We start from the raw sequence: 11,724 nt of genomic DNA on the forward strand, positions 1-11,724 counted from the left end.
ATAATTTGGTTTATGGATAATCCTTTACGGATTTTATGTTGAATCGAACTCTAATCGTCAAAAAATGCATATCTAATTTTTCCATCAGGATGAAATTCGATTAATGCTTTAGACCCAGGTTTAGGCCTAGCATTCAAGATTATGTCAGCGTATCCTTGACCTGCACCTTTTGGTATATTTTTCCAATCAAGATGAGCACCATGTTGAATCTCTACTGGCTTTGATTTCAAGGCTGCTTGGGTGGCTTCGGATAAAGCTTCGAATTCAATAGATTCCCCTTTTAAACTACCTTGCCTAATATCGAATAAATCATAATCTCCAGTAAATCCTTTTCCTGTTACACGATCTACTACTACATTTCCTTTTAATTGAATCTCTCCATTATTAATTCGGGTTTTGAGATCTACTCGCATTTTGTTGTTATTCCATTCCGCCTTTCTTTTTTCGTAACGCTTTGAAATGTTTTCTTTTAACCTTTGGGGCAACTCATTAAAGTTTTTTGGCAATTTGGGCTCGAAATATCCCACTTGGCCGATTTCGCTTTTATTGGCTCCTAAATAGGTATCAAGTTTTTCTATCGTTTTCATCTTAAGAAATTCAGGTTTGGCAGGATGCCCAGCTTTTCTAAGTTTCACTACGACATTTTCTACAGGGCGAACCCTAATCACTAGATTTTCATTTCTAGCGATTTTGGCTATTTCTAATGCAGCTGCAGGACTAATTCCTCCTTTTAAGCCAGCGTGTCTTGCTCTCAAAATTCTTATCCAGGGTTTTGCTGCCTGTAGTCCTTGTTTACTTGATTTTGCTAAGAGATAGATATTAACACTTTCACGCCCAATGGCTTCCCAATCTTCATTTTTAATTGCTTCGTACAATCTCTTTGGAGTTTCTATAATTCCAATTGCCATTCCTTTTAATAGGTCTGTTGTACTTGCTCCTTTAGCTGCCTGATCAGCTAGTGAGCTCTTGAAGCTTGGTTTGTAATAGGTAAAGGAACCAAAATGAACAACAATTTGTCCTAAATCAAATGCCTGTTTGCCTGCTTCTATAAATGGTTCTGTTACTGCAGATAAAGCACCACTGACAAAATTAAACCCTTTCTCAACTAATCCTTTTTTTCTTGGTTTGGCATTCAATGCTTCCTTGTATTTTGAGGAAAGCTTGTCTTTTAAATTCTTAAAATGAACTTTGTAATTTCTAGGGGCAGAGGTTCCAAGGATTCTCAGACTGGATATTTCATTGTTGATTTTAGTTTGCCAATCAGGAATAAGATAATTTGTATCCTGTCCTTTTTTTCGCATTTCTATGATTACCTCTAGGAGTTCATTCGTGTAGCTTTCACTTTCCCTGGCTGAAATTAATTCCCCATACCACAAGTGTATGTCTTGACTTAAAGTGTAGTTAAGTTCAATAAAATCTTCTGAAACAATATCAGATTCATCAATTTTTAAGATTTTTTGAACCGTATTTTTAAAAATCTTTTTTAGATAATTAAGTGCATAAATTCCAGAATAACTTCCTCCAGAATCAATTAATCGTAATAGCTCATTTTCATATTGTTTTTTTATAGATTGCCATTCGTTAAGTCCTTCCCCTGTTATTTTGTAATAATCTTCCTCCAATGAATTTAAAGAATCAGCAAAACTTTGTAATTCTGAAACCGAATTAATAGTGATCATCTTTGATCCTAATTTTTGTAGGTCTCCCAGATACTTTTTTCGAGTTACTGAAGGCGATATTTCATCTGCACGGGCTATTCTTCCAATTAGACTTTCCGAATTAGTTAAATCGATATAACTTTCATATAAACTATCTAATGATTGCTTTTCATCACTAGTTAAGTTAGTGTGAGGTTCTTCCTCTTTCTGAATAGTAGTTGGCTTTCTAATTCCATCATTTTGCTGCAACACATGGGTCAATTCATGTGCCATCAGTTTTTTGCCATTCGGAGTATTGGTCTCAAATTTTCCTGAATTAAAATAAATGTCTGAGCCATGGGTGAATGCTTGAGCTCCGAGATTCTTACTCATTAGTTGAGCCATTGAATCTGTATGGATCCGTACATGAGTAAAATCTACTCCAAACCCTTTTTCCATTTCTGATTTGGTTTTTGTGGAAGGGGATCACCCATTCCTTTGGATGACTCTAATTGTGAAGCAGTTTCTTTGGAAACAAAAGAATGAGAAGACTGCTCTGAATTGGGTTTGCTCATAATTTCTTCCTCTTCCTCACCCTCATCGGATGCCACAACAATTTCCGAATCCGGTTTCAACTGAAGTTCCTCTCTTGATTCTTCGAGTTCGGAAGTTTCACAGAAAGAACACTTGGCCTGGATTGGAGTTTTGCTAACTGGGGTATGATTGGAATTTTGGGATTCTATTTTTGGGAGGGAGGACTTCTTAGAACCATCAAACTTGAAATTTGCTTCTGAAATAGTATCAACTACTTTTTCAGAAACCGCATCAGCTTCCTGCTCAAATTTATCATTAGGTTGGTTGACAGTAAGCTTAGTTTGAATTGGAGATGGAGCAAAAAATGGACCTTCGCGAAATTTTTTAGGGTTTGAGAAGTGGTTTTTTTTTGTTTTAGAGAGTTCCATTCTTTAAAAAATAAGTGTCATAAATGATTTGTTTTATCATATATGATTGATTAACATATTATTCAATTCTATTCATCCGAATACCTGTCGGTAATGTGTTGAACAAAAGCGTCCAATAATCGAAATTGTTCATCATTGATTTCTGAGCTTCCTGTATCAAAATAAACGGTATGCCGAAGTCCATCCTGGGTGTCAAATTGGAAGGGAGTAAATACTTCTCGTTCCACTTCATGTTCTGGAACGCATCTTGGCCCTGGAGGGGTACCATGTATGTTCCAATTTCCAACATTGCTTCCTGCATCAATTCCTACCGCACCCACGTTGAAACCGCCGACATAGATGGAGTTTGCTCCTCTCATAGGGAAGGAAATCCAAGCCATTCCATAGCCAACAAAGGCACCTGCTCCAGCGGTGGTCAAGCGAGAAAGTGTATTGTCAAAATCATCAAAAGTACAGATGTCTTCCGTGACAAAATCCGTCCAATCTCCCCATCCTGGATCTGCTCCTGGAGTTTGTAGTCCTACCCCAATTCCACCTCCCACAAAGGATCCTTCTGCGATTTGACCAGTTCTTCTGTTTTTTAATTGTCCTATGGCAAAGGCTCCTCCTAATCCGGCATGTCCACCCCCTCCGGCAAGAGTCAGTTTAATTGCCCATTGGTTGGTAGCATGTGGTTCGCATTCTTCTGGGATGACTCTGGATTCCATAGATGGTGCCATCCCAGATTCCTGCCTGGTTACTACAATATCAATATCCACCCTCCTCATAGCTGGATCATTTGCTTCTACATCTCCTCCACCTTCTACCAAGGTCTCCCGATCACCCACTCCTTCCGCTGGTAGGGAAACTACCTCTTCATCTCTTTCTCCAGAAACAGAGGATTGAATGGCAAATTCGATCTCACCATTTCCTGCCATATATCTTCGGAACATTTCCTGAAATAAGTATTCCACATTATTCGCACGATCTTGAGAAAGGGTCAGGTTTAATTCTTCTGAAGTACTTCTCCCGGTTTTCCCATCTGGGACTGGCATGGCCTCGGATTCCTCCTTCGACAAATGTTTTGATGGACCGTTGGATTTCATCTGTCCCATTTCCCTGACTTTGCTGAATGGTATGGACTAATTCATGGGCAAGTAGTTTTCTTCCTTCAAAAGATTCAGGTTGGTATTGATTTTCCCCAAAACGATGTCGTTTTGAAGCGTGTAAGCTCGGGCATTGATAGCATCGGCACTCCGATGTGCAGTATCATCACTATGGACTCGAACATCACTGAAATCCTGATCAAATGCAGACTCCATGGACTCCTTTACCCCTGGTTCCAAAGGCTTACCGCTGTTTCTTAGGGCATGAGATACTGAATTGGGGATTCCCTGAGTTGGGGTTTTTGAAATCCCATTTTGTTTGGTCTGGATACTGGATGGATTACTCTTTTTTGAGATTGACTGATTAAAGCTAGATCCCTTTGCTATTTGATCAGAAATCCCATCAGCCTCTTTTTCATAGGAGTCAGTTGGATTATTGACTGATAGCTTGGGCTGAACTCTGATAGGAGAAAAAATGAAACTTTAAATCTCTCTTTGGAAATTGGGCTTGAATTCTTCTGTTTTTGAGGCTCTCTCATTGTCTAAAAATTTAAGGTTCATTTTCCTTCTTTCAATTTGATTTAATCCGCCTGAATGAAGAGGTTGTGGAGTCTATATTTCTATTTTGGAACTCTTAGATCGAAAGAAACTTTAGAGTCAGCTTTAAGAATTTCATTTTCTGCTTCTATGGTAACCCATACTTTTACTTTTTCTCTATCAAACCCGATTACTGAAACAAAGGGAAAACTAAGGTCGAATTCGAATTCATCCATTTTTTCCACCAATAAGTCCTTTTGATCTATTTCGAGGTAGTCTGGAAGTTTATAAAGATGAAATTCATTTATTAGAACATCTTTTTCTCCATCGGAAATGTGGACATCCAAAATAGTAAGTGGAATAGGTTGCTCTTCCTTATTAGTTATTTGAAAACAACCGTTGGTAATTTTAGGCTCTTGCCCAGAATAGAACACCTTGTTTATCGGAATTCCTTTCAATGTTAATTTCATTTCTTATCAATTAAGGGCATGCCGGCCAATTTAAAGGTGTGATAGTTCTTGGATTTACCACTCGTCTTAGACCAGGGACCGTATCACCATTTACTGCATTTCGAACGTAAACAGTACCATTATCTCTCCTCACTCGGACTCTTGTAGAACCGACTTTTGCAATAACTTCTTCATTGGCAGCCATTCCTGGATAAGTTGCCACTTGAGCATCTACACCGGTTTGATCTAAAACTGTATCCCCGGTATTAGGGTCAGTGGTCACTAAACTCGGATCAGGTGTAAGACCTCTCGATATACTCCAGTTTGTTTCCAAGGAGTATGCATAATCTTCTTCATCTGCCCAAGCTTCAGAGCGAAGTCTTCTTGGGGACCGTGCATGTTGATATTCATGATAGAGAGTCTGGGCAACCGTTTCACAATCTTCTGAAATATTCAATCTTATGGTATTTCCTGAAGTTTCACCTGCGCCTTGCATAGGATGTGGTTGCCAAGTTCCACCCTGAAAAATTTCATCCGCCCAAAATAAATCATCTACTAAAATCACAACTCTTAATCCTGTTCTGAAATCATTGATAATTGCTTCATTCCAAGGGCAAAGTATTTCCTGGATACATGCAACATCTGCAGGATTTTGACTTAATGTACTAGAATTATCTACTACAGTAGGGAAGTCGGAGTCTAAAGCGGCCATTGTATTCGCCCCAACTTTTCCTCTTGGATCGGTAGTGATGCTTTTTGCATTTTGATAAGCTATGACTCCTCCTTCGGTTTCTCCTTCAAATGAGCCATCTATCCCAAAATGTAAAAGGAAATGTCCTCTGTCTTGAAGCGCATGTTGGATTTTATTGACGTGTCCTCCTCTTTCTCCTCTTTGCAATACTTTATTTCCATCATATACTTCTTCCAATTCAGGGTCTCTGGCAAATCTTGGGGAACTTAAGTCATGTCCGTCTCCAATTCTTCTTTGAATCTGGGAACTGCTGGTTCCTTTTTGCTGAATTACGTGGGTCAACTCATGGGCTAACAACTTTTTCCCATTTTGACTTTGGGTTTCAAATCTTCCTGTATTGAAGTAAATATCAGAACCATATGTGAATGCCTGTGCACCCAAATTCTTGCTCATACTTTGGGCTACAGTATCCGTGTGAATTCTGACTTGACTGAAATCTGTCCCAAACCCATGTTCCATTTCAGTTTTAGTATTTTTTGGAATGGGCTTTCCCTTTGAGGATGAGTTTTTTAATTCTGTTGAAATATGATTTGATACTTCTGGTTGGGTGTTGGGGTTTTCTTTGGCCTGAAGCAAAAATTCTGATAAGGGCTTTTTCTGAATTTTCTCTTCCAATTCGTTTTGTTCTTCAGCTTCACATGCTGCGCATTTAGTTTGAATTGTTGAATGGTTACCTGATGAGAAAAAACTCCCAAAAAAATTATTTGAAGGAACGGAAGGTGAATTTGGATTATTGTTGTTTCCTATAATTTCAGTTTTAGATGAAAGGTTACTCACAACTTTTTCAGCCATGGCATCTGCCTCTTGTTCATATTTGTCCCCAGGCTGATTTACCGTAAGTTTTGGTTGAATAAAGGCGGGATTGAAAAATGATCCTTTCTTATTACCTCTTTCCAAGAGATTGGAAACTTTAGGTGCATGTGGCTCTCTCATCGTCTAAAAATTTAAATTCATTTTCCTTCCTTCTCCATTTCTCTTTTAATGCTCTTGAGCAATAGTTCTTTGGAAAGCATAATACTATTCTTCTCTAAAGAAGCTAAGGTGATATATTGAATGATATTGAGAATATGGGATCCTGTCAACTCATATCGTTCAGCAAGTTCTTTCAACAAATGCTCATTTTCCAAAGTGAATTGCTGTGGCAAGGTTTTCTCCCAAATCAATCTTCTTTCCTCTGCTTTTGGTGGAGGGAAATATATAATGGAATTGAACCGTCGGATAAATGCCGTATCAATGTTGTTTCTAAAGTTGGAAGCTAAAATCACCAGACCATTGTAACTTTCGATTCGTTGCAGGAGATAAGAGACTTCCTGATTGGCATATTTGTCATGGGCATCTCTGACCCCCGTTCGTTTTCCAAAAATGGCATCCGCTTCATCAAAGAACAGAATCCAGTCCTTGTTTTCGGCTTTATCGAATAAAGTGGATAGGTTTTTTTCCGTTTCTCCAATGTACTTGGAGACAATCATGGAGAGATCTATTCGGAATACTTCTTTGTTGGTGTATTTTCCAAGTAGTGTCGCAGTTAAGGTTTTTCCTGTTCCAGGAGGCCCATAAAATAAGGCTCTATACCCAGGTTTGACTTTTCTTCCCAGATCAAAATCTGACAATAGGGTCTCTTTATGTTTCAACCAAATCTGTAAATCCTTGATCTGGTTCCAAACTTGATCAGGTAGAACTAAATCCTCCCAAGTCATTTCCGTTTGTAAATGTTCTGCAGGGAAGTTGATGCTGAGACTAGGAAGACTGATTTTACCTGTGGTAAATACTTCTACATATTCAGGATCCAGTTGCAGTTTGCCCGATAACTTCGGCTCTCCGGATTTGACAGATGTCAGTAAAAGAATATTGTGTTTGAAAAGTGGGTTGCTTGAATCAAATAACGCGATGAAGCTTAACCGCAATTGGATATCAGTTCCCGCCAGCAAAAATAAAACGGTTTCTCCTGTTGGGATCATTCCTCGATGTTGATCCAGTTTTACCCCTCCAAATTCAGGAAATTCCCCACCATTGGGAAGGTATTTTTCTATGATTTTGTCGAAAAAACCAGGAAGGATATGAGGCACAATCGATGAAGCAAAAAGCACCACTTCAGCCTTACTCAATTTATAATGTTTTAAAAAGTTGGATATGGGAAGATCGCCTGACAGTTTAAAATCAGGAAATGAAAATGATTTCCCATTAAAATAACTTTCCAACCTATTTGAGGTAATGGAATGTAGAAAAGAGATGATCTGTTGAATTTCTTTGCTCATAAGTTCTTAAAACATCCATTGTACTCCTGCATGAATCAATAATCCTGATTGAGGATTGTACCTGAAGCGTATTCCAGCTCCAAATCGTTGGTTTTCTTCGTCAGCTAAAGGCTGAAGGGCCTTGACGGCGGCCATGATGTCGTCAATATTGTCTCCATGGGCTTGATAAAAACTCAAAGGATCATCCATGTTTCCTAAGTCCCCCAATATTCCGCTAGCTCCTGCCCAGCCACTATTTATGGGACCGGCCAAATCAAATGGCATGGGTAATAACCTTGCTCCATATCCCAGATTCAATCCAAAGCCTCCTGTGGTCAGGTCTGCGTTGGCGCCAAACCGGAATTGATCTCGCGAATACCCGAATGATAATGCCGGGGAATGAGGATTGAAACCCAATTGTGTACTCCAAGAGGGAGTTCTGGTTCCTAAGGATATATTTCCTCCATAATCGTATCCTAATCTTGTTCTCAGCAGTCCTTGTGTAAATTGTAGGGCAACCCTACTTGTATTGGCTTCCAGCATCCATTGACCTAAGGACATTTGAATAGCTGGTGGCAACACATCAAAGTCAAATTCAAATTCACTTTCTTCTTCTTCCTCAGGATCGGGACTAATAGTTTCTTCCTCATCCCTCTGGATTTCACCCATAGGGGAGGCACTTTGTTGAACTACGTGAGTCAATTCGTGGGCGATTAATTCCTTTCCTTCCGTGGTATTCGGATTGTAATTAGATGAATTAAAATAGATATCGGTTCCATAAGTAAAAGCCTTTGCGTGGATGCTTTTGCTTGCCTCATCAGCTTCAGAACCTTGATGGATTTTCACCTTGCTAAAGTCATAACCAAGTTTGGATTCCATACTTGATTGGACCTCTTTAGGCAAGGTATTTCCGGATTGCTGATTTGTAGTTAATTGAGATTCCAGGGAATCTGGCACCTGAATATTGCTGGGGTAGGATCCACTGGAAGAGATTTGAGAAAATTGAGGCTTAAAAAATAAATCGGATTGTTCTGATTGAGTCACCTTTTTTGCAATGGAATCTGCTTCCTGTTCAAACTTGTCTCCAGGATTATTGACCTTCAATTTTGTTTGGAAGAATCTTGGTTTGCCTAGATTCAGCTGTTTTTTATCTTTTCTATTTACGAATGATCTCATGACTTTTCCTTTCTTCTACTCTTCCTCTATTCAACTATTAGATCTTTTTCAAAAGCTTTATATTCCAGTGATTTATGGTGCTACAGCGGCTTCACGCTCCTGAATAAAATCTTCTACACTGACTGTATCCCCAGCCGCATTGATCACTGTCACTTCACCACCGCTAACGCTGCGATTTTGTCTTGTGAAAGTATGGATGACTCGATAACCCTCATCACTTCGGAAAGTGAATGTCAACGTTTGTCCACGTTGTCTTTCACGGGTAAAACGGATGGTAGGATCATTGAAAATGTCCTGTAAAAACGCTGCTTCGGAATCATTTCCCGCCTGATGGGCTCTTCTGAATTCCCGAGTCAAATTTCCAGATGCGTCTACAGGACTTAAGCCTGGAGAACCTATTCTTCTGGCATAATTTCTTGCCATGGATCGTTCCGTCAAAATATGCATCAAGTTCATTTGGAAACTGGTATCGTCACTTGCCAATAAATCTTCCAAATCCAAGTACCCAGACATGAATGAATCGATCAATAAGGTGGAAAAACCCGCCGTACTATTTCCTACCAACCCTGCTCCTGTGATTAGTCGGAGAGGTAGGACTGCCGCATTATCAATAAAGCCAATCATACTTGTGTCAAAGAAGGACTGTTCAGCTCCTTCGACCAACTCATATTCCAAGACTCTATCATTCAAGGTATATACCACCGCACTGCTAAGTGCATTCAGCCGATCCACCATTTCCTGCCTTCTATCAAATGCACTTGCTTCCCCTCTTCCCGGCGGTCTTAATTCCACGGTTCGTTGCACTTGTGGATTTCCCTGAGACTGCTGAACCACATGAGTAAGTTCATGAGCCAATAGTTTTTTCCCTTGCTTGCTGGAAGGGTTGTATTCTCCAGAGTTAAAGAAAATATGTTCTTGATGGGTAAAGGCCCGAGCATGTAGCTTTTTGTTTAATTTTTGGGAACCGTCTCCGTCATGAATTTTTACATTCCCAAAATCAGCTCTAAATCGGGATTCCATCCAGTTTCTTGTATCTGAGTTCAATGGTTTTCCATTCCCTTTTTCAGTCTGAATCTTCTGCTCAGTTTCTTGGTCAGCTATTCCACCGGAAGCATAACCTTTCATTTGGAGACTTTCCTCTTCTTCGCATTCAGCACATTTTTTTGAATGTTGGCAGCAGATGAAGTGGGAACTTGGCCCAAGGTATTAAGGTCTTTAACCACCTCTTCTGCCATGGCATCAGCCTCTTGCTCGAATTGATCACCTGGTTGATTGACTTTCAGTTTTGCCTGAAAAAAAGTACCACGATTTCGCGATGTTTTTTCCTGTTCTATATTTCTATTCAACCCTTTCACAACCAAATAAGATTTAATCCCAATCCACAAACATCATTTCATTCATCCAAGGAAGTTTGATCATGCCGATACCCCAAGGCAATTTGTTCATTTGGATATCTACGGTTTTCCTTTCCACTTTCAACTTCCAACCATTCTCTACCCGGCTAATTTTACCGTCTCTCTGTAAAAAAGTCTCCCTCAATCCATCCACACTGGTATTTTTCAACACTGACCAATGTCCGATAACTACTTGAAGTAACTCTTCACATTCTTTTTGAATTCTTTATCCAATTCTTGATTTAATTCCAATACCTCAAATACATCCATGCCTGAGAGGATCTTGTTCAGCACAAAAAATTCTCTGTCAGATCATTTTCACCATAGACCAAATATTGGAGGACTTTTGCTGCCATGTGTTGTTTGGAAGGCGATTCAAATTTTCCTTTTTCAACCAATTGGAGATTAGTGAAAAGTCCCGATAAAAAGGGATGTAAAATTACCAGTCCCGCATTTTCAATGAATATTTCCTCTGCTATATCAAGATCCTTATTAGAAGGGGTTTTACTCTTTGGTTTAGGTAAAATATCCAATGATTGGTCGGATTTACTTCTCCTGCTTCCTTTGGGTATTGTAGTTTCCTCCCTTTTAAGATTTGACTTTTTGATGTTTTTTGGAACCGAAACTTTAGCTAAAGAAGAGGGATGTTTCTTCTTCAAAACCTGAATCAACTGGTCGATTTTCACAGAAAATTCAGGGTTTTTAATTTCTGACAAAGTCCTTGAAAATGCTTCTCGAAATGTTTGGTCTTTGATCAGATCGGAAGCTATAAAATTCGCTAGCGTTGAAATGTTCTTTTTAGGAGTACAGCTTATCAGGATGCTAATAAATTCCTGATCGGATATCACTCTTTTTTTACCAATTACAGAGATGAAATTTTCAAGAATTACTTTTTGGATAGTTACCCAGCCTTGCTTTTGAAAAAAGGAATAGAGAAAAGCAATTTTTGGGTTTAGGGTTTTTCCAAGGTACCCATAAATTTTTGAAATGAATTGGGAAGAAAATGATTGGAACAGTCGCTCTGTAACCAAGGAAGATTTCTGAATGACTTGGGCTAACTTACCTATAAATTTGATTTCAATGGATAAAGCTTTTTCCACCTCATAAGTGGATGAAAAAGGACTGTTCCAGGGGAAATATCCTTTATCCATAAAAAAGAAGATACCTCATTTGCTTTATTTTCCTTAGTGATCAGTTGGGTTTGACTGGATGGTTTGGAGGCAATTTCCTTTCTTACTTGACCCAACACCTGTTGGAGAAGCTTCTCCTCCCAATCTTCATCCGTTATAAATCCACAGTCCAAAATCAACTGATCTATTACCAAAGTAGTCTCAGGACCTATTAGCTGATCAAATTCTTTTTCCAAAGCAGGCTTTACCTTTTCATGAAATACCAACGCAAGTCGATCCTGCAGGCCCAATCCTTCTTCAATTCCTTCAAATTGAACTTGAAGGGAAGCAGTATGGATTTTATGTTGCTGGATCAGGCTCATCTTTTAG

The 11,724-nt window shown here is 39.1% G+C and carries 12 protein-coding genes and 1 pseudogene; all 13 read right to left on the bottom strand.

Annotated features, from left to right (window positions below):
• Positions 1-50: 50 nt before the first annotated feature.
• Complete coding sequence (locus tag V8V91_RS17040) at positions 51-2,096, bottom strand: DUF4157 domain-containing protein (RefSeq protein ID WP_373396419.1); 2,046 nt, start codon at positions 2,094-2,096, stop codon at positions 51-53.
• On the bottom strand, positions 2,075-2,599 hold the full coding sequence (locus tag V8V91_RS17045; protein ID WP_373396420.1) for a hypothetical protein: 525 nt from the start codon (positions 2,597-2,599) through the stop codon (positions 2,075-2,077). The genes V8V91_RS17040 and V8V91_RS17045 overlap by 22 nt, the downstream gene beginning before the upstream one ends.
• Positions 2,600-2,667: 68 nt before the next feature.
• Entirely contained in the window at positions 2,668-3,657 is a 990-nt protein-coding gene (locus V8V91_RS17050) for a hypothetical protein (RefSeq protein ID WP_373400855.1), read from the bottom strand.
• Positions 3,554-3,900, bottom strand: a pseudogene (locus V8V91_RS17055) (DUF4157 domain-containing protein). The gene V8V91_RS17050 and the pseudogene V8V91_RS17055 overlap by 104 nt, the downstream one beginning before the upstream one ends.
• A 404-nt stretch (positions 3,901-4,304) precedes the next feature.
• Positions 4,305-4,691, bottom strand: coding sequence for a hypothetical protein (locus V8V91_RS17060; RefSeq protein WP_373396421.1), 387 nt, complete (start codon positions 4,689-4,691; stop codon positions 4,305-4,307).
• A 10-nt stretch (positions 4,692-4,701) separates the two neighbouring features.
• Positions 4,702-6,354 carry a DUF4157 domain-containing protein gene (locus V8V91_RS17065; protein WP_373396423.1) on the bottom strand — a complete coding sequence of 551 codons (1,653 nt, stop codon included), beginning with the start codon at positions 6,352-6,354 and terminating at the stop codon, positions 4,702-4,704.
• A gap of 17 nt (positions 6,355-6,371) precedes the next feature.
• Complete coding sequence (locus V8V91_RS17070; protein WP_373396424.1) at positions 6,372-7,676, bottom strand: ATP-binding protein; 1,305 nt, start codon at positions 7,674-7,676, stop codon at positions 6,372-6,374.
• A 6-nt stretch (positions 7,677-7,682) separates the two neighbouring features.
• Positions 7,683-8,831, bottom strand: coding sequence for a DUF4157 domain-containing protein (locus tag V8V91_RS17075; protein WP_373396425.1), 1,149 nt, complete (start codon positions 8,829-8,831; stop codon positions 7,683-7,685).
• A 72-nt stretch (positions 8,832-8,903) separates the two neighbouring features.
• Entirely contained in the window at positions 8,904-9,956 is a 1,053-nt protein-coding gene (locus tag V8V91_RS17080; RefSeq protein ID WP_373396426.1) for a DUF4157 domain-containing protein, read from the bottom strand.
• On the bottom strand, positions 9,953-10,177 hold the full coding sequence (locus V8V91_RS17085) for a hypothetical protein (protein WP_373396427.1): 225 nt from the start codon (positions 10,175-10,177) through the stop codon (positions 9,953-9,955). The genes V8V91_RS17080 and V8V91_RS17085 overlap by 4 nt, the downstream gene beginning before the upstream one ends.
• 22 nt (positions 10,178-10,199) lie before the next feature.
• Positions 10,200-10,394 carry a contractile injection system tape measure protein gene (locus V8V91_RS17090; RefSeq protein ID WP_373396428.1) on the bottom strand — a complete coding sequence of 65 codons (195 nt, stop codon included), beginning with the start codon at positions 10,392-10,394 and terminating at the stop codon, positions 10,200-10,202.
• Positions 10,395-10,512: 118 nt separating this feature from the next.
• Complete coding sequence (locus V8V91_RS17095; RefSeq protein WP_373396430.1) at positions 10,513-11,325, bottom strand: contractile injection system tape measure protein; 813 nt, start codon at positions 11,323-11,325, stop codon at positions 10,513-10,515.
• Positions 11,289-11,717, bottom strand: coding sequence for a contractile injection system tape measure protein (locus V8V91_RS17100; protein ID WP_373396432.1), 429 nt, complete (start codon positions 11,715-11,717; stop codon positions 11,289-11,291). The genes V8V91_RS17095 and V8V91_RS17100 overlap by 37 nt, the downstream gene beginning before the upstream one ends.
• Between the last annotated feature and the right edge of the window lie 7 nt (positions 11,718-11,724).

This window comes from Algoriphagus halophilus, from assembly GCF_041729275.1.
GTDB lineage: Bacteria > Bacteroidota > Bacteroidia > Cytophagales > Cyclobacteriaceae > Algoriphagus > Algoriphagus halophilus_A.

What these genes read in the sequence shown, in the direction of transcription:
- V8V91_RS17040 (WP_373396419.1), bottom strand. Translation starts at nt 2,096, where the DNA reads ATGGAAAAAGGGTTTGGAGTAGATTTTACTCATGTACGGATCCATACA.
- V8V91_RS17045 (WP_373396420.1), bottom strand. Translation starts at nt 2,599, where the DNA reads ATGGAACTCTCTAAAACAAAAAAAAACCACTTCTCAAACCCTAAAAAA.
- V8V91_RS17060 (WP_373396421.1), bottom strand. Translation starts at nt 4,691, where the DNA reads ATGAAATTAACATTGAAAGGAATTCCGATAAACAAGGTGTTCTATTCT.
- V8V91_RS17065 (WP_373396423.1), bottom strand. Translation starts at nt 6,354, where the DNA reads ATGAGAGAGCCACATGCACCTAAAGTTTCCAATCTCTTGGAAAGAGGT.
- V8V91_RS17070 (WP_373396424.1), bottom strand. Translation starts at nt 7,676, where the DNA reads ATGAGCAAAGAAATTCAACAGATCATCTCTTTTCTACATTCCATTACC.
- V8V91_RS17075 (WP_373396425.1), bottom strand. Translation starts at nt 8,831, where the DNA reads ATGAGATCATTCGTAAATAGAAAAGATAAAAAACAGCTGAATCTAGGC.
- V8V91_RS17080 (WP_373396426.1), bottom strand. Translation starts at nt 9,956, where the DNA reads ATGAAAGGTTATGCTTCCGGTGGAATAGCTGACCAAGAAACTGAGCAG.
- V8V91_RS17100 (WP_373396432.1), bottom strand. Translation starts at nt 11,717, where the DNA reads ATGAGCCTGATCCAGCAACATAAAATCCATACTGCTTCCCTTCAAGTT.